15 protein-coding genes are annotated in these 17,234 nt (G+C 67.3%); 4 read left to right on the top strand and 11 right to left on the bottom strand.

Annotated features, from left to right (window positions below; all coding sequences use genetic code 11):
- On the top strand, positions 1 to 389 hold a 389-nt coding region (locus ABZ234_RS29720), incomplete at its 5' end, for a hypothetical protein (protein WP_355014215.1).
- 204 nt (positions 390 to 593) lie between these two features.
- Here the strand turns inward: ABZ234_RS29720 and ABZ234_RS29715 are convergent.
- The 5 genes from ABZ234_RS29715 to ABZ234_RS29695 all read right to left on the bottom strand — a co-directional run bounded on the left by ABZ234_RS29715 (position 594) and on the right by ABZ234_RS29695 (position 9,058).
- Entirely contained in the window at positions 594 to 4,631 is a 4,038-nt protein-coding gene (locus ABZ234_RS29715; protein ID WP_355014214.1) for an N-6 DNA methylase, read from the bottom strand.
- A 560-nt stretch (positions 4,632 to 5,191) separates the two neighbouring features.
- Entirely contained in the window at positions 5,192 to 5,434 is a 243-nt protein-coding gene (locus ABZ234_RS29710) for a hypothetical protein (RefSeq protein WP_355014213.1), read from the bottom strand.
- Between the two features lie 201 nt (positions 5,435 to 5,635).
- The gene (locus tag ABZ234_RS29705) at positions 5,636 to 6,349 is read right to left on the bottom strand and encodes a hypothetical protein (protein WP_355014212.1); all 714 of its coding nucleotides are present in this window, start codon (positions 6,347 to 6,349) and stop codon (positions 5,636 to 5,638) included.
- 31 nt (positions 6,350 to 6,380) lie between these two features.
- Positions 6,381 to 8,528, bottom strand: coding sequence for a hypothetical protein (locus ABZ234_RS29700; RefSeq protein WP_355014211.1), 2,148 nt, complete (start codon positions 8,526 to 8,528; stop codon positions 6,381 to 6,383).
- A gap of 122 nt (positions 8,529 to 8,650) precedes the next feature.
- Positions 8,651 to 9,058 carry a hypothetical protein gene (locus ABZ234_RS29695; protein WP_355014210.1) on the bottom strand — a complete coding sequence of 136 codons (408 nt, stop codon included), beginning with the start codon at positions 9,056 to 9,058 and terminating at the stop codon, positions 8,651 to 8,653.
- A 938-nt stretch (positions 9,059 to 9,996) separates the two neighbouring features.
- Here ABZ234_RS29695 and ABZ234_RS29690 point away from each other — a divergent pair.
- Complete coding sequence (locus ABZ234_RS29690) at positions 9,997 to 11,250, top strand: competence protein CoiA family protein (protein ID WP_355014209.1); 1,254 nt, start codon at positions 9,997 to 9,999, stop codon at positions 11,248 to 11,250.
- A gap of 22 nt (positions 11,251 to 11,272) precedes the next feature.
- Here the strand turns inward: ABZ234_RS29690 and ABZ234_RS29685 are convergent, their stop codons facing one another.
- From ABZ234_RS29685 to ABZ234_RS29660, 6 genes are all read right to left on the bottom strand, one after another.
- Positions 11,273 to 11,827, bottom strand: coding sequence for a pentapeptide repeat-containing protein (locus tag ABZ234_RS29685; protein WP_355014208.1), 555 nt, complete (start codon positions 11,825 to 11,827; stop codon positions 11,273 to 11,275).
- A 208-nt stretch (positions 11,828 to 12,035) separates the two neighbouring features.
- Complete coding sequence (locus ABZ234_RS29680; protein WP_355014207.1) at positions 12,036 to 12,542, bottom strand: DUF4276 family protein; 507 nt, start codon at positions 12,540 to 12,542, stop codon at positions 12,036 to 12,038.
- Positions 12,543 to 13,721, bottom strand: a complete 1,179-nt coding sequence (locus tag ABZ234_RS29675) for an AAA family ATPase (RefSeq protein WP_355014206.1) — start codon at positions 13,719 to 13,721, stop codon at positions 12,543 to 12,545.
- A 92-nt stretch (positions 13,722 to 13,813) separates the two neighbouring features.
- Positions 13,814 to 14,293, bottom strand: a complete 480-nt coding sequence (locus ABZ234_RS29670) for a hypothetical protein (RefSeq protein WP_355014205.1) — start codon at positions 14,291 to 14,293, stop codon at positions 13,814 to 13,816.
- Complete coding sequence (locus ABZ234_RS29665) at positions 14,293 to 14,823, bottom strand: ATP-binding protein (RefSeq protein WP_355014204.1); 531 nt, start codon at positions 14,821 to 14,823, stop codon at positions 14,293 to 14,295. Before ABZ234_RS29665 ends, ABZ234_RS29670 begins: the two co-directional genes overlap by 1 nt.
- 157 nt (positions 14,824 to 14,980) lie before the next feature.
- Positions 14,981 to 15,955: a helix-turn-helix transcriptional regulator gene (locus tag ABZ234_RS29660; RefSeq protein ID WP_355014203.1), complete on the bottom strand. Its 975-nt coding sequence runs from the start codon at positions 15,953 to 15,955 to the stop codon at positions 14,981 to 14,983.
- 259 nt (positions 15,956 to 16,214) lie between these two features.
- On the opposite strand from ABZ234_RS29660, the gene ABZ234_RS29655 reads away from it, so the two are divergent.
- Positions 16,215 to 17,021, top strand: coding sequence for a helix-turn-helix transcriptional regulator (locus ABZ234_RS29655; protein WP_355014202.1), 807 nt, complete (start codon positions 16,215 to 16,217; stop codon positions 17,019 to 17,021).
- Positions 17,021 to 17,233 carry a DUF397 domain-containing protein gene (locus ABZ234_RS29650; RefSeq protein WP_355014201.1) on the top strand — a complete coding sequence of 71 codons (213 nt, stop codon included), beginning with the start codon at positions 17,021 to 17,023 and terminating at the stop codon, positions 17,231 to 17,233. Before ABZ234_RS29655 ends, ABZ234_RS29650 begins: the two co-directional genes overlap by 1 nt.
- The last annotated feature ends 1 nt before the right edge of the window (position 17,234 follow it).

The raw sequence follows: 17,234 nt of genomic DNA, 5'->3' as shown, positions 1-17,234 counted from the left end.
GCGCGCAGCCTTTCGTGGACACCCCCAACGACGTGCTGCGGCGCGTGTTGGAACTCAACGTTCACGCCAAGGCAACGAAGGAGAACCCATCCACACCTCTGACATCTCCCGCGGTCTCGGACAACGAACACGACATAGGCGCCCTGGCCGAGATGATCAGGAAGGGAGACCTCACGGTCGGAGAGAAGTTGGTCTGGGCACGGCCCAGGCTCGGCCGGACACACTTCACCACCGTGACCGCGGGAGGGCGGATGCGACTCGACGGGGGGAACGTTCCCCCCTTCAAGACGCCGTCCGGCGCAGCCCAGGCCCTCTCCGGGCACGCGATCAACGGGTGGCTCCAGTGGCGCCGTGCTCGGGACGGAGTGCTCCTCCAGGACCTGCGGTAGGGCGCCGCAGGCTACGCCGAAGATCCCATGGGCTCCACTTCCGCGGAGGAGCCTCTACCGGTGGAGCCCATGGGGTCTCATCCAAGGACGGCGGAACGACTATCGATGCGCCGACCATGGTGTCCCGGAGCGACAAGGAAAGCGCCGACCTCCCGAGTGGATCCCTCCGTGGAGGAGCACGACCACAGTTCCGGTCGGCCTGCCTCAGCGGACGTGGTGTCCCTGCCAAGGACCGAGGACCGAGGTGTACTCCCGGCCGTCCCGCAGCGGTCGGTCGAGGGCGACGCCTGCCGAAGCCATCCGGTCGAAGGCCTCCAGCACGAGGTCCTTGGTGCGATAGGTGCCGTACCGGGCGATCTCATTGTTCTTCAGCCCGCCCCTGCCGGTCTGGAAGGTCTCCAAGATGTAGTCCACGTCCTCACGGCCTATGCCGTAGAGGTGGAGGCAGTAGGCGTCCAGTTCTGCGCGGATGAGGGTCCTGCGCTCCGCGTCCCACTGAAATGGTGGGCCTTCATGGCCCAGATCCCGGGCCAGGTGCTCCATGTCGTGAGCGGTGTAGACGAGTTCGAGTACCCGGGGAACGAGGAAACCGGTGTGCGGCTCCAGGTCGGCGGGAAGAGGAACAGGCAGCTGTTTCCAGGTCGAGAGGGCCATGTGGATGCCGCTGATCTTCTGCCTGCTCACGTAGTCGAAGACCAGGGAGCTTTGGACGGCACACAACGCCGCGACAAGCCTGGGGGCCTTAAAGGAGAGCATCAGCGGAAAGGTGTGCCCGACACCGCCACGGGGCAGCATCGCCGGGATGGAAGTGCGTTCGTCCGTGGCCCGGCAGACATCCCTCCACCCGTAGAGCCATCCCCGGTCCCAACCCACGGCGGACAACCTTGCGGCCACCCCCTCCTGAACGGAGGGCCGTCCCGCGCGATCGGTCCCGCCGGTCGGCACGTCGTGTTCGGGCACCCAGTAACGGGGCCGGGCGACCACGGTCGAATCGCGCTTCTCCTCAGGAGCCAGAGACCGAACGCTGTCGCTTCCCGTCCCGGTGAAACTGTTCCACCGGTGGTCGAAGTGGTGGGCCATCTTGCCCTCGTACAAGGGCAGCATCCGCTCACCGTCCCGCACGAAGGTGTTGCCCTCCGGCTCCCAACCATCGACCTCCAGTTCCTCCCGGGTGTGAAAGAGGCCGGAGTCATCGGTCATGTGGAAGAGCGTCGCCTTGAAGCGCAGTGCCCAAGCGTTACCGTCCCGCTTGGACTCGTCCCACAAAGCCGGGAACCGACGGTATACGGACATGGTGAGATCGGCGTCACGGCGGGAGCGGAAGACCGGCAAGGTTCCGGTGTTGGGATTGAGGAGGGAGACTTCCTCCGGGCTGAGCTCGAACACCCTGCGAGCGTCGTCGATCTCTGCCGCTTGACTGAGAAGGAAGGCGATCCTTGCCACGGGCACCGGCGCACTCCTGCCCACCAACGCCAGAAGGCAGAACTTGTGGCGTGCGTCAACAGCGGGAAAGATCTTTTCGGTGTTGTCGAAGTCGTACAGCGAGGCCAGCGACTTCCGGTCGACGAGGCCTCGGAAGAGGTGTTGCCCGCCCGCTCCGGTGGCGACCGCAGTGGGAACAACCGCCCCGACCCTTCCCTGACGATGTGCGACGGCGGTAAAACGTTCAAGGAAGAGGTGATCCGTCTGTAGCGTGGTCACCCCCTTCACGCTCAGACCCTTCGAGCACTGCGCGTAGGAACCGGACCTCGCCGCAAAGTGGAAAGTGGACTTCACCTGACGCCGCGCCTGCCGATAGCGCTCCCCCATCTCGGGAAATTCCTCCTGCCACTCGGCGATACGCCGCCTGCGCGCCATTCCGGTCATGAGCCCGATGGAAGGTTCTGCCACCGCGAAATACTTCTTGTCCTCGAAGTCGACCTTGTCCCAGGGCGGGTTGGACAGCACGACGTCGAAGCCTCCGTCCCATCCGGTCTCCGCGTCCACTCCAAGTCCGTCCTCGGGCACCCGGAACACGTCGGGGAACTCCAGGTGCCAGTGGAAGAAGCGGTAGCGCTCACGCAGGCGGCCGATCTCTTCGTGGGTCCGGGCCGACGCCGCGGCCCTTTGAGGGTCGTCCATGGCCCGGAAATTCTCGGCCGTCACCGGATACGGGGCTTCCGTGGTCTTCTCCCACATGAAATTCGCGCACCAGGCGTCGGCGACGTGCACGTCCCACAGGTAGTCGGGCGACCGGCGCCAGACCTCGTACACCTTCTCCTGGCGGTGGACGTCGCGCAGGCTTCCCGTGCGAATCGCGTAGATCTCGTTCAGGCCCTCGGCGAAAGTGGTGTTGGCGACCTTGACTGCCCCGTCCCCGGTGTCGAAAAGGGTGGCCTGCCCCTCGCGCTCGCGGGCATTGGCCTGCATGAGCGCGGTGGCGACCTTGGGATCGTCCCCCTCCACCGCGACGAAAGCGGCGTCGGGAACACCCTCACGCAGTTGCTTCGGGGTGGCGCCGAGAAGGGCGTTGCCATGTTTGAGGTGGGGGTCGAGCAGGTCCAGGGGGCGGCCGGGCTCCATCCCCTCCAGCCACAGCGCCACCTTGGCCAGATCGATCGCCATGGGGTTGATGTCGACGCCGTACAGGCAGCGGGCGACGGCCTCGTGCATGGCACGGCGGAAAGCCTCCTCCGACGGTTCGGGGGTGTGCTCGCGCACCGCGGCGACCCGTTTGGCGATCCTGTGGGCCGCAGCCACCAGGAAGTGGCCGGAGCCGCATGCCGGATCGCACACGGTCACCGAGAGCAGTTCCTCGGCTATGGTCTCGTCGGCGTCCACCTCGCCCCACTCGGCCGCCTTGGCCTCGCCCCGTTTGACCGCGTCGTCCAGAACCGGATCGAGCGTGGAGTCCAGGAGGCGCTCGATGAGGGAGGTCGGCGTGTAGTAGGCGCCGGTCCTCTTGCGTTCGTTGCCCGCGCGCGCGACGAGGGTGAAGGACTGCTCGGCGACGTCGTACTCGGGCACGGTCTCCAGGAGCGCCTCGTAGACACTGCCCAGTTCCCTGGCGGAGAGCGAGGCGTAGTCGACCACGCGCCACCGCCGGCTCCGCGGATCCCATACCTGGGTCAGGTGGCGCACCGCCTCCAGCAGGGCGTGGTTGGCCAGGTGCAGTCCCTTCAGGGGTTCGTCGTCGCGGGTGTGTGTGAACAGCCCGCCCAGGCCGGAGAGCCCCAGTTCGGGACGGCCCTCCTCGTCACCGAGCGCATCGAGCACGACATGCAGGGTCTCGTACAGGTCGTGGTGGGAGGTACCCGCTCTCGCCCGGGCACGACGGCGCAGTCGGGCTGAGGAGAAGTAGGCGGCGTAGCGCTCACGGGTCCGCTCATCGGATCCGGGCGGATGCAGGAGATCCCGGTCCTCGATGACGAACCAGAACAGCAGACGGTAGGTGAGCCGGAGAAGGGCCCGGTGCAGGGTGGCGGCGTCGGTGCGCCGGCGGAGGGCGCTGTTGGCCGGGTGGCGCAGGAAGCCCGTGCCCAGAGCGGTCAGGGCACACTCGACGTTGTCCCTGAGGGCGTCCAAGGCGCGAACACCCGATCGGGCCGCTTCGACACGCCACTTCTCCATCCAGCAGGATGAGGGCGTCTCTCCCGCTCCCACCTCGAAACGCGAGGCGTGGAGCATGCGATACAGCAGGACGAAGTCACTGAAGAGCTCGCCGTCGAAAATCGCTTCGAGGTCGAATTCCACGTACGCGGACATGGAAAAGGAGTTGGAGTCCCGCATCAACCGAATGGCCCGGCCGTTGGTCAGCATTCCCCACTGGTGTGCCCGCGTGCTGTTGAGTGCTTCCTGGAGCACGGACCGGGGCGAGGGGACGCCCCGCCGCTCCGGCCTGTCCAGGCCACTTCCCCAGGCCACGACGTGGATCGGGACATTCTGCCACCGGTAGCCCACGGGGAACAGCCGCCCCGGGTCGTCATCGGCGCGAATGCCCTCGATCCGAAGAGCGCCGAGACGCCCGAAGCCCAGCTCCTCCAGGAGCGGAGCGATCCACTCGTGGACAGCCGAGCCCATCGGGTCGGACCGGTTCTCTCCCTCACCGGCCGGCGGGAGCCTGCGGCGGAGCTCGCGCCAGGCGCCGAGGAGGTAGTCCCAGTGCCTCTCGGCCTCGTCCGAGACCGATCTGGCACCGACCACGCCGTAGTCGACGGGGGTTCCACCCGGGATTCCCCTCCCCTCCCCCACTCGAACGAGCATGTCCTCCGGCAGGAGGGCGCCCATGCTTCGGACGGACGGAAAGGAATGGCGGCGGGGGACAACCGGCATCGAAGGACCTCCGACCAGGTCGTGAGCGGGGCAGGGAACACGGCAACAAGAGTCTCGAAGGCGCGCGGGAATTAATCAATCCCGAGGGGGTGGTTTATTTTTCAAGCGAAATCGACTCCCGAAAACAGCCGTAACATCGTCCCCTTCATCATCATCCAAAACAGCAAAGCCACAAAAATGCCAAACATGAGTTCGATTTTCCCAAGTGGCAGGTTCACACCGAAAGAAAAAGAGACTCAAAGCGATCCGCCTGCGCTCGGTATGCCTGGCGACCCGGCTCCCGCTCTTCCCGACTCAACACAAGGGGCAGGTTCCGAAGCCCCGTTCCCGAGCGCGTACTCCCGGATCCGGGGAGAGCTGTGGCTGTCGGCTGGCCGTCAGGGACACGGGGCGGCCTCGGGTTCCGGAGCCGTTGGCACCCTGTGGAAGGCGGGAAGCCGAGGTGTCCGCTCAACGACTGGAGGCCGACAGACAGGGGCGCACCCCCGGTCTCAGGGCGCGGGGTTGGTCGAGTAGGCCTGCTGCAGCCTGGTCAGGGTGGATTCGGCGAGCACACCGTCGTCCAGGGGAAGGAAGCCACGTCGGACGATGAGCGGGTGGCGGGCGGGGTCTGGGCAGATGAACAACGACATGAATCGCATGAGGCGGACGAGATTGGCGAAGTCACCGAGGAGAACGTACCCGGCGCACTTCCAGACCGCGGTCAGCGCGACCTCCGCGACGTGGTCCTGCACCTGCCCCCAGCCCGGTGGCGTCTCGCCCTCGGACAGGAGTTCCGCGGCGAGTTGAGGGACCCGGTCCGAGTAACGCTGGACGGTATGCCCCGCACCTGAGAGCTGGACCAGGAGGGAGCACTGTCTTGTTCCGCTCTCACCGGTGCCGGTTTTCCGGAGATCAGCCCCTGCCTCAGTCCGCTCTCCAGAAGGCCGCCGTCCTCATAGACCTCCACCTGCATCCGGCCGGGTCGTGTCCCTCACCGCGATGCCCCCGCCCACCACGTACGTGATGTAATCCCCCAGGTGGTACGCGAAACGCTTGGCGATGGCCGGGTCCTTGACCAGCGCCAGGGTCTCTTCGATCCGCCCCCGAAGCAGGGCTCCCTCCTCCGTCTCCACCGAGATCCGGTCGCGGTGCAACGCGCCCGCCACCTCCTCGTAGCTCTCGACGAGTTCCTGCGCCCACTGCCGCGGGCTCTCGGTTCCCTTCGGACCTCCGTACTGTTCGAGCCACCAGGTCAGTCCCAGTCCCTGGGAGAGCACGCGCTCCCGGAACGCTTCCAGGCGAACGGTCCGCTCCGTCTCCTGCAAACGCGCTGACTCGGACACACGGAACCGGGTGCGGGCCCGGGCCTCCGTGTCCGCCGTGAGGCCCAGACTCACACGTCCCCTGACGGTGACCCGGTCATCGGTGGTGATCTCCTGCGACAGGTTGCCGTTGGCCGCCCATTCCGCTTCCTGGACGTGTAGCGCCGGGTGCTCGATCGTGGCGGCTCGGACGGCCCCGACGAGGAGGCTGCGCGCGACCTCGTCGGGGTGCAGAATGCGGTCCTGTGCTCCGGCCGTGAGCGTCCACCCGTAGGTGATGGACGCGTCGAAGTACAACCCGGCGTCCGCGCTGCCCACACGTGCCGTGCACCTGCGGTCGAACATCCGGTGCTCCGAGGGCGTACCGTTCCGCTTTCTACCCCGGAACACCTGAGGGTTCCCCCTCCCGCCGTGCTCCGGTCTGTGCCTTCCTCCAGAAGTCCCTGCGCAGGAAAACGCCGGCCCTGCCCTCTCCGCAGATGATCCTGTCGACGTCCTCGTCGAGTCCGCTGGCTTCGTAGGCAACGGAGATCACGTCGCACGCCCGATCGAACGGAAGCTCCCCCGCGTCGGCAGCGGCCCTCCACCCGACCAGTACATGGCTGGTCGAGACACGCAGATCGGGGTGGTTCCAGGTAGCCCTCCAGGCCCTCCGGAACAGTTCGACGGCCGTGTCTCCCTCCTCGCCCGCAGGGGTGAGCAGGCCACGAGCAGGGTCGCCCGATGTGTCCGTGCCGGCTGCCCCGGTCCCGCCGAACAGGTCCAGGAACAAGCGGCCTCCGACGAGCGCAGTACGCTCGTCCTCGATCCAGTCGACGAGGACCTCCAGCGCGGCCGAACGGTTGGGACGGCGGGGATCGAAGCGCTCGGCCACCGCTTCGACGGCTTCCGCGCGCAGTTCCGGTGTCTTGGCGTTCTGCACCACATAGCGCAGGCGCATCAGCGCCTGTTCGGGGTAGTCGTCCCCGAACTTGCCCCTGCACACGGCGATGACGGCCTTCTGCCGCTCCGGAGAACCCGAGCCCTTGGCCCAGTTGCGCAGATCCACCACACGCACCCGAGGGCCGAGGTCCTCGTGCTCGGTGAGCCGCTGGAGAACCTCCACCACGAATCCCATCCGCTGGGCGGCGTCCTGCTTCAGCCATGTTGCCAGCAGAGCGAGGACGGTGGCGCTCCCCTGCGCGACCGCGACCTCGGTCAGCACCGTCGAAAGGCGGCCCAGGCAGTCCTTGGCGGCCCCGTCGGAGGCGCTGATCTCGGACAGCCACTCGGTGATCCGGTCCGAGACCGATCCCCGACGGTCCCAGAGGTAGCGGATCAGCGCGAAGTCGATCCCCTCACGACCGTCGGTGATGTGGACGCATCCGTCGCGGAAGACCAGGCCCGCGTCACGGCAGCGCACGTGGTCGTCCGGGGCCGCAAGGGCCCCTCCCCAGAGTTCGAAACGGTCACGCACCTTCTGCGGGAGGAGCTCATCGGCCGCGCTCAGAACCGCGGGCGCGGACTGCCCGTCGAGAAAGGCAGCCGCGATGCGCAGGCTCCTGCGCTCCGCGCCCTTGGCGTTCGCTCCTCGGACGTCGGAGGAGAACCACTCCTGGATCTGTTCCTGCCAGTCCGAGAACGGACCCAGGACGCTCGTGTCGTTCTCGTGCGCAGCCTTCAGCACGGCCTCGGCGAGTTCGATTCCCCGTGAGGGAGGAGCGTCGCGTGACACCAGTCCGTGGAACGCACCCCCCTCGGTGTCGAGCCACTTCTCCCGGCCCTCTCCTCCAGGAAGCTCAGCGGCCTTGATCTTGAGCCTGGCGACCTCGACAGCGTCCGGGCGTCGGTGTTCCCGGATCACGACCCCGTCCCGCTCCCCGATCCGGGAGAGCTTCCTGCCCACCTCCTCGTCTCCGAGGACGATGAGCAGAGTCCCGTGTCCTTCTTCTCGGGCCCGGGCCTGCTTCGCGTACTGGGCCAGATCCTCGGTGAATTCCGCACTGAGGGCCTCGCCCATACCGGTGAGGTCGAGCAGGTAGCCGTGTCCGGGGTCGTTGGGGACACGGTCCATGTCCGGCTCGTCCCAGTCCGGCGGGCGGAACTCGCGCAGCGCGGCCTTCTCCGGAAGCGCCCCCAGGGCCCGCATCCCGACCGTGCGGCGTCCGGTGCCAGGAGGACCGATGAGCGCGTACACACCGCTCCCGATGTCCTCGGTTCTCCCCGCGGGGGAGAAGAGGTCGTCGGACAGGATCCCGTCGCGGTCGATGGGGCGCGACCTCAGCAGGGAGGGACCTTGCTGGTAGCGAGTGGTCTGCTCGGTGACCTTGGTGACGTTCCCACCCGCCGCGATCACGTCGCCCCCGGCCTGGATGTCCGCGAGAACCGCCCCCGCACCGTGCACCGGTTCGGGGGTGTTCTCCCGCCCCGGTTCTCCCGACGGTCCCGGTTCACCGCTCTCCTCGGCCTCGGCCCCGGGCGCAGGGCCGGGGACCCGGGTCTCGGGGGAGGGCGCCTCCGCCCTCGGAGGCGGAGGCTCGGCCACAGGATGTGGGTCGTGTGCCACCGGAACCCGGATCTGCTCCTTCGAAGCCGGTCCACCGCAAGGAACAGGCCCGCCCGGCACCTCCGCGTCGGTGGACAGGTCTTCGTTCTCGTTCGGCCGGTTCATCGTCGGTCTCCCATGTTCACGTTGTTGCCGGCGACGATGACGTCCCCTCCCGCACGAACGTTCTCGACCGCAACCTTGGTCTTCGGCTCGGCGGTGGCCGTGCGCTCGTTCACTTCCGCGACAAGGTCACGGAGCTGTTCTGCGGCTTCGGGTGAGCGCTCCAGCAACGCAGCGAGGTCGTCTGCCGTGGTCCTGGCATACGCCTCGGCCGTTGCCTGTCGGGCCTGGGAGGGGACGGCGGCGAGAGCTCGGTGGTTGGCGTCGAGGCCGGCCACCGCCAGAACTTCCTCTCCTCCGCTGAGGTAACGGCGGAAGAAGGTCACGCAGTGCTCGCGGATCTGCGTCCAGGCATCGCTCGTCATAGCCGCGACGATTCCGGCTGCGGCTTCGGTAGCGAGTTCCAAGGGGCTACTCATATCGGTCTCCAACAGGGGTTTCTGAGGTCAGCGAGTTCCTCGGTGCCGTTTCCCGAGCACGACAGGAGCAGGCAGGGAGGCGTGGACGCACAGGCAGCCGGCAAGCTGCGGGACACAGTCCTTCGTGTGCGAACAACCTCAGTGAACAGTATGAAGAAAGCTATGTCAACAGACATACACAAGGCCCCACGTGAGCGCTCTGGGTGAGTGCTGTCCAGGTTCGACGGCTTCAACATCCCGAGTCTTGATGCGAACGAGAACCAACTGCTGTGTCTCCAGGTCCAGGGAAGGTGGCGAGGACGGCGTCTCATCAAAACGGCCTCGTGGGGGAAGTTCACGCTGTCGGCCCCGACGAGGAGTGCTCCGCCAAGCTCGGGAACCTGAGTCCGAAGCCGGAATCCTAGGTTGTGTCCCTCGTTCAGGGCCTGGGGTCTCTGCTCCCAGCACCGGCAGTACGGGTACATGTCCGGGAGGGCACCTCATGCACGGCACCACGAACGAGGGCAGCAGATTCACACGGCATCAGACCTGAGAGCCTCGGAAAGGCCGGGGCCAAGGCTCCGTGACGGACGTACCCCCACCCGACCGCGAATGGGCCGGCGTTCCCAGGACGTCGTCCGCGTCTTCTGAACCTCGTTGACGACCGCGAGAACGTGGGTGCGGCGTCCGACCTGTGTCGGCGAACGGAATGCCGACCGTCCGCTGACGCTTCACCCTCCGAGCCCACGCCGGCCTCCCGGACGCGAGCAGGGTTCCCACACGCCCCCGGGGTGAAATGGTCACCGTCGCCCAGCGCACATGCCCCGATCCGGATCTGCCTCGTAAAAAGGGCCGCCCCGCGACACAACCGGTTCACCGCATGACCGGACCCGGCCAACCGGGCTCGGCCCCTACCGGAGCCGCCAGCCCGCTGCTATTCGTTCTCCATGACCTACGATCACCGGTTGGTCCAGACCGCGACTCTCGGCGGGCGCCGTTCCGATGAGCCCGTGTTCCTCCCCATGGAACGTCACCTGGCCCTGGGCTTCAGGGACCGGCACCAGGACGCCACTTTCTGGTGCGGCGAGCTGCTCGGCGGTTGCGGTGGCCAGGTGGGGGTCAAGATCTACCGGGAGAAGGTGGCGCACTTCGCGCACCACTCCAGCACCAACCAGTGCGCCCGCCAGCACGGTGGGTTCGACAGCGCCGACCACCTCTTTGCCGGCAAACACGTCAACCGCTGGCTCAACGCCCAGGGCCTGCCCCGGCGGAAAGCGCTCTTCGAGGGCGACTTCGAGAACGGTGGCACCTGTGACCGGCTCACCCTGCCGGCCACCGGCAAAGGTCCGGCGATCCTCTTCGAGTTCACCGAGCGCATCGGCCCCGGTGTCCGACGCCTGCTCGACCAAGGGGCCGACATGCCGCAGGCCTGGTTCGTGCGGGACAACAACGATCTGGTCCACCGGCTCGCCCGGTCCGAGGGACACGCCCTCCGTTTCCGCATGCGGACCGAGGGCTTCGAGCGAAAGGTCGATGTCGGAACGACCTCCCTCGACGGCCAGACCTGGTGGCGTCCGATCGAGGAGTGCTCCCTGGAGATGAAGCGGCCCACGGAACCGCCTGCGGTGGCACTGCCCGGGAAAACGCAGCAGGCCCGGGACGTGCCGGCCCCACGGTCCTCGGGGGCGCGCACTCCCGGCGAGGTCCTGCCCCACCCGTACATCGGCCGTCTGCGCACAGCTCTGGAGGAACGGAAGTGGCGGGACGTCCGCGAGTACAGCACCCGGCTCAGGCAGATCCTGAACACCAGCGACATCGGCATCACCCGGTACCGGCACGAGGCTGACGAGCTGCTGGAGGTGAGCAGGAAGGCTCTGAGAGGACTGCTGCCCAAGGCCGTCCTGGTCCAGAAGCCGACGGAGAGATCTACCTTGCTGCGCGCTTCCCAAGCGCACGAGGCTCCGCTCGGCCCTCAGGTGCAGGAGGATCGTGCCCCGTCGCGTGTTCCCCTCGTCCCACGGCAGGGACGGCCAGTTCCTGCGACGGACAAGGCCTCAAACGAATCGCGGCGCAGCGGAAAACGGAAGCAGCGTGGGAACCCGACCCCCGCGGTACTCGCCCAGCGCTCCGGGGTCGCCTCCACCGTCGATGAGAACACCCTGCGACAGCTCCAGGAGCGGATCAACACCCGACGCCTGTGAGGCCTCGGTCGGCACGGGCCGGTTACAGCGGTACCTCGGACACGGTCAGGTCCAGGTCTCGGACCATGACCTCGCTGAGCTGACGCAACTGCATCGCGCTCACCTCGGCCCCGCGCAACGACACCAGCCCCGACAACCCCGACAGGTCGCAGCCCCGCAGGTCCGCGCCGACCAGAGAAGTCCCCTGCAGATCCACGCCGAAGGCACAGTCGTCGAAGACCGCATCCCGCAGATCGCACCCCTCGAAAACGGTCTCCTTGAACGAGCAGCCCACGAACGCCACATCGCTCACGGCCCGGACCCGGGCCCAGGTGGCGTAGTCGAACTGACAGCCCTCGAAGACCACATCCCGCAGGGACACCCGCACCAGCGACACCCCCATCAGCCTCGACGTCCGAAACCGGCACCGATCGACGGCCACGTCCACCAGGCGGTGTGAGGACAGGTCCACCGACCGGAAGTCGGTGTTGGCAACCCTCTCCTCCTCCAGCGGGTTCGGATACGTCCACGAGGCCACCGGGGCCTCGTCGTCGCTGGGCAGGAGCACCTTCGCGCCCCGCACTCTGGCGGTCTCCATACTGACTCCCTCACCGTTCTTCCAGTTGTCCCACGTGGAACGGCTGACGGACGAGCCTTCGGGGGCGTGGGTCGGGCGCGCTCGAGAAGTTCGCCGACTTTGGCGAACACTTCCACTTCTCTTCGGGGCCTCTACCCGCTCAGCGAGCGGATCGCGTTGACCATGCGCCGAAAGGATCGGCTTCGCTCCACCGCCAGGTTCAGGTCCATCACAGCGGTGAACTTCGCCTGGTGAGGGTCTCCTTGTAAGACTCGTTCATGATGCTGCGCAGCTGAGTCTTGGCGTCGCGCTTGCCTTCAGGGTCCTCAGGAGCCTTCGCGTCATCGTGGACCGAAGGGTGCGAGCGCAGGGATTCTGCGGCGGCCAGAAACCATGCCTCGTACTCATGGCGGGCGATCACGATTTCCACGGGCACGGTGACCAGATCCGGTTCCGGAGCCAAGGACGCAGCAAGTTCGACCGGGCAGGTGATGTCGGAGTCGTCGCCGTCACGAAGCACGAGGACACCTCCGCGGTCTCGAACCCGCGCCGACTGGAACCTGACCGCCTTGGCCAGCTCCTCGGGTTTACGCATCTTCGCCGAATCGAGCCGGAACGGCTGAGTCACCTCAACGTAGGTGCCCATCAGTTCAAGACTGATCCGGTCGATGAGGGTGCGGATCGCAGGCATCTCCCCATGACCCTCGACGATGGGGGCGACCGTCACCTGCGGCATTCAGTCCCCCTTCGACGGCGGGGAGAGCTGTTCCGGCTCGGGGAGCAGCTGGTCGGTGCGGAGCAGTTCGCCCGGGGTGTAGAGGTGTTCGCGCATCGCCATGGCGCCGGCCGTGTCGATCGGGCCGATTCTCGTTTCGCCTCCCACGGAACGGACCGCGCAGAGCTCTTCGATCCCGAAGTCGTCCCGGTCCAGCAGGTCCGGGCTGTGGCTGGTGATGATGACCTGCCGTCGTTCGCTGGCGTCGCGCAGGGCGTCCAGAAGAACACCGGCAGCCGCTGGGTGCAAAGCGCTCTCAGGTTCCTCGATCCCGATGGTGCTCAGTGTGTGTCCGGTGTCGGCGAAGAGCGCGACGAGGACTCCCAGAGCACGCAAGGTGCCGTCGGAGACGGACTGGGCCGGAAAACGCCACGGGTTGTCAGAGCCTTGGACGTCCTGGGCGAACTCCAGGGTCTCCCAGTTGCCGAGGTCCTTGCGCGACACCCCGCGCATCCCGGGGACGATATGCCGCAAGTAGTCCTCGATGCGGCCTTGCGCGGTGTTCTCCAGCCGGTGCAGGACACTCGCGACGTTGGACCCGTCCCTGCGAAGGAATTCCCCCGAGTCCGGTGTCTGGGGATCTCGCATGGCGTCGGGGTTGAGGCTGAAGACGTTGATGCCGACGAGGCCTTCGAAGACCTGCTCGAAGATGCCGATGCCCGCAGCGGAAACCAGGTACAGCCGCTTCTCACTCGAGGGAGGCATGACAGGCTCGGACTGCTCCGTCAGCTTCCCACCTCGGATCTTGAAGTATCCGTGTCGGGACTCGCCCTCACCGGTGGTGTGGACGCGGCACTCCTCGCGAGTGATCCTGAAACCGCCGCCCTGGACAGCGCCGACCTCGAAGCCGTACGAGCCCGAGAAGTCAGGCCCCCGGAACTCCAGGTCGATACCGAAGTGGTTCGGATGACCGGTGGAACGGCGACGCACCTCCGCCACCCCGCCCCGGCTGCGCAAGGCCTGGTCGAGCGAAGTCTGGAGAGCTTCGGAGAGCAGCCTCAGCGCGTCGAGGAAGTTGCTCTTGCCCGAGCCGTTGGGGCCCACCAGAAAGAGCAGATCCCCGAGCCTGATGTCGGTCTTCGCGATGCTCCTGTAGTGCTTCAATCGCACCCGGGTGAGCGAGAATCGGTTGTCCTGCATGGGTTCAGTCTTTCAGGATCTTGAACTCTGGACGCCACCACGACCCGCGAGGCCGGGCAGCGGAAGCCACCCGGCCTGGGGCGTGTCGAGGGTCAGAGGATGAGGGCGGACAGGTGGTGGGCGAGGGCGCCGGCCGCGGCGGCGAGGGTGTAGGCGGTCAGGCGCCAGGTGGCGCGGGCCCGTCGACGCGGCTTGCGGTGGCTGTGCGGTCGGCGGGGCAGAGGCGGTCGTGTCCGGCGCGGGGCGGGCACCGGTGACGGAGGTCCGTCGTCGGAGGCGGGTCGTGGGCGCGGCACCGAAAGCACGGCCGGACGGGACGGCGAGGGCGCGGTGGCCGAGGGCCTCTGGGCCAGGCGTGCGTTCTGGATCTCCATCCAGGCGGGCAGGACGCCGTGTTCGAGGCGGTAGGCGACGCGGGGGTTGTCGCGCATCTGGGCGAGGAGCCGCTGTTCGCGGGCGCTGCGACCGGTCGGGGCCGCAGAGCGTGGATGGGCCGCTCCGGGGTGGGCGGAGCGCTGTCCCCGAGGTGTGTCCAGGGCCCGCCGGACGCGTGTAGAGGGTTCGGCGCTCATCAGCACCCCGCCGCGAGGCCGGAGGAGCAGGCGGTGTGGGTGAACTCGGCCCAGACGACCGTGCCCAGCGCGCCGCAGAACCGGAAGTCGACGACGGCGCGTGTTCCCCACGCCGTGGCGAGGTGGGAGACGAGCAGCAGGCCCCGGCCGCACTCGGCGTCCTCCCACTCCTGGGTGGTGCGCTGCACCGGGATGTGGGGGACCCCGGCGCTGTCGTCGGGGAGGCCGTCGTCGATGACGGACAGGCGCAGGGTGGCCCCGCAGTCGGTGGCGGCGGGGACGGACAGGGTGCGGACGACCCGGCCGTCGGCGCGACCGGAGCGCGTGTGGTTGACCGCGTTGGCGAACATCTCGCTGCCGCACAGGAGGAGGTCGTCCAACAGGTCGGGAGCGCTTCCGGCGAGTTCGGCCAGGTCGTGGCGGAGGTCGTCACGGAAGCGGGCGGTGGTGGCGAGGGTCCCGGGGTACAGGCGGGCGTTCCAGGACCGCCCCGGGTAGGCGGACGGGGCGGTCTGCGGCACAATGGCCATGTCAGTGTTTCCTTTGGAAGAAGTGGTTGACGCTGGCCGTGCTCTGGGGGTGCTTCGACCCACCCGCCAGAGCTCATTCATGCCCGGCCAGGGGCACGTGGGGGATGGAACAGGGGTCAGGGAGCCATCGCTCTCCGGACGTCTGGGCCCGGATCTGTCAGTGACCGAACACGTGCGCCGGAACGTGTCCCGCGGTCAACGCCCGCAGCTCGGCTTCCGGAAAGGTTTTGCCGGGGGACGGCTGGGACGGCACGTTCGCGCCGGGGCTCGGAGCCGATGCGGGGGGTGCGAGCCGTTCGGCGGCCTTCTCCAGGAGCCGGACCGACTCGTGGGCGGGCAGGGCCACGCCCTGGAGGGTCGCGAAGAGGTCGGCGTAGCCCTTGACCTGGACCGCGTCCGTGACGAGGTGGCCGGGTCCGCGCGGGTGCGGGGTGTAGGCGAGTGCGTGCCGGGGCGAGAAGGACAGCGTCCAGAACGCGCCGCGCAGGCCGGGGTGGTGGGTGGCGTCCTCGCGGATGACGTGGAGGGCGACGCGTTCGCGTGTGGTGAGCTCATGCAGGTGTTCGAGCTGACGCCGTGTGACTCCGGCGTCGGCGACGACGCGGGTGAGGGCGGCCTCGTCCACCACGAGCCCGAAGTAGGGCGGTCCGGAACCCGCGGTGTGGTGGCTGCCGATGCGGGGGCGGTCCTTGAGCCTGCGGTGGTCCTCCAGAGGGCGTTCGATCCGGTCGAGGGCCCCGGAGTAGTCGCCGATGAGGAAGGGTTCGGGAATCACCAGGGGTGCGTAGGCACGCAGCTGGAAGACCTGCTCCAGGAGGTCGGCGACGGTCGCGCCCTCCTTGAGCCGCGCGGTGATGTGGGTCTGCGCCCACGCGTCCCAGAGGACCCCCTCGGCGTTGAGCGCCCGGTCCAGACCCATCGCCGTGCGCAGGTCGGGGATCTGGTCCCCCTCCTCGATCCGGCTGATCTTTCGGTGGTCGGTGACCATGTCCGAGCCGATCTGCTGGAGGGAGATCCCGGCGCTCTCCCGCGCGGCCCGCACCCGTGCCCCGAACCGCGTCCAGGGGTCCGGAGGCGCACCATCGGCGCCTCCGCCGTTCCCGTGCTTACGTATCCGCTGTTCAACGGTCATGACAGTCCTCCATGAAGTTTCTGTGTGCTCGCTCATCGCCGAGCCCGACCAACGTCCGTCCGGGCTCCGCTTCCACTCCTAAGCTAGATACAGGCCATCAAACTTACAAGGCCTGCATTTAAAGTGGCCCGCATTATGAACACATGTCCTCTTTGGGTGCGGTGAGATGATGTCCCCGACCTACGCCGACCGGCGCGACGTCCATGGAACGAAGGAGGCTGCCGTGGCCCAGGGCTCCCCCGTCCGCAGGCACTACCTGGTGAGCCAGCTCAAGCGGCTGAGAGCTCAGGCCGAGCTATCTCAGGAGCAGGTCGCCGACGAACTGGGCTGGGACACCAGCAAGCTCTACCGAATCGAGAACGGCAGGTTCGTCCGTCTGACGACGGAGGCGGTGGCCGCACTCTGCCGCCTGTACGGCGCAAGTGATGCCCTTCGGGAAGAGCTGGTGGAGATCGCCAAGGCCGCTCGCAAGCAGAAGCCCTGGTGGTTCCAGCACGAGGACGTAGCGGGAAACGCCTTCTACAGCCTCGAGAACGAGGCGCCCAAGATCCAGCAGTATGCGATGGGCGTCGTTCCGGGACTTCTCCAGCACCCCGACTACATCGAGGCCTTGATGTCACGCGGGTTCGTAGTGGACCCGAAGGAGCGACAGAAGCGCGTCGCAGCCCGGATCGAGCGCTGCACCAGCATCCTGGATCGCGACAACCCACCCCGGATCTGGGCGATCATCGACGAATCAGCGCTTCGCTGTCTCGTCGGCGGGCCAGAGGTGATGCGAACCCAGTTCCAGCACCTGATGGAGCTGAACAAGCGCCCGAATATCGACATTCAGGTCCTGCTACTGTCCAAGGGAATGGCGCAGCCATGCGGCTACACCCTGCTGCATCTCGGCGAAACCGACCGGGTCGGATACATCGACGTCCTTCCGAGCGGACACTTCTTCGAAGGACCCAAGGAGCTGGCCGATCACGAGAGCAGGTTCGAGTACATGCTGGCCGCTGCTCTGCCGTTGGACGACACGCAAGACTTCATCCGCGACCTCGCGGACGATCTGGAGAAGCCCTGATGACTGAGCAGGAAGCCATCGAGACGAGCTTGGTTCACACCACCCCCTGGCATACCTCCAGCTATAGCGCTGAGCGCGGCGAGTGTGTTGAGGTCTCGGAAGGTCCGGTCACGTGGGTCCGGGACACCAAGCACCGCGAACTGGGCGTACTCTGCTTCGCCGCTGACGAGTGGCACGCCTTCCTCGGCACCGCCAAGGACGACCTTCACTAAC

The sequence above is a fragment of the Nocardiopsis sp. NPDC006198 genome (assembly GCF_040613895.1).
Lineage (GTDB): Bacteria > Actinomycetota > Actinomycetes > Streptosporangiales > Streptosporangiaceae > Nocardiopsis > Nocardiopsis tropica.
The sequence above is the reverse complement of the archived record's forward strand: the minus strand, read 5'-3'. Positions and strand labels throughout refer to the sequence as shown.

What these genes read in the sequence shown, in the direction of transcription:
- ABZ234_RS29690 (WP_355014209.1), top strand. Translation starts at nt 9,997, where the DNA reads ATGACCTACGATCACCGGTTGGTCCAGACCGCGACTCTCGGCGGGCGC.
- ABZ234_RS29680 (WP_355014207.1), bottom strand. Translation starts at nt 12,542, where the DNA reads ATGCCGCAGGTGACGGTCGCCCCCATCGTCGAGGGTCATGGGGAGATG.
- ABZ234_RS29660 (WP_355014203.1), bottom strand. Translation starts at nt 15,955, where the DNA reads ATGACCGTTGAACAGCGGATACGTAAGCACGGGAACGGCGGAGGCGCC.
- ABZ234_RS29685 (WP_355014208.1), bottom strand. Translation starts at nt 11,827, where the DNA reads ATGGAGACCGCCAGAGTGCGGGGCGCGAAGGTGCTCCTGCCCAGCGAC.
- ABZ234_RS29675 (WP_355014206.1), bottom strand. Translation starts at nt 13,721, where the DNA reads ATGCAGGACAACCGATTCTCGCTCACCCGGGTGCGATTGAAGCACTAC.
- ABZ234_RS29705 (WP_355014212.1), bottom strand. Translation starts at nt 6,349, where the DNA reads ATGTTCGACCGCAGGTGCACGGCACGTGTGGGCAGCGCGGACGCCGGG.
- ABZ234_RS29715 (WP_355014214.1), bottom strand. Translation starts at nt 4,631, where the DNA reads ATGCTCGTTCGAGTGGGGGAGGGGAGGGGAATCCCGGGTGGAACCCCC.
- ABZ234_RS29670 (WP_355014205.1), bottom strand. Translation starts at nt 14,293, where the DNA reads ATGAGCGCCGAACCCTCTACACGCGTCCGGCGGGCCCTGGACACACCT.
- ABZ234_RS29650 (WP_355014201.1), top strand. Translation starts at nt 17,021, where the DNA reads ATGACTGAGCAGGAAGCCATCGAGACGAGCTTGGTTCACACCACCCCC.
- ABZ234_RS29665 (WP_355014204.1), bottom strand. Translation starts at nt 14,823, where the DNA reads ATGGCCATTGTGCCGCAGACCGCCCCGTCCGCCTACCCGGGGCGGTCC.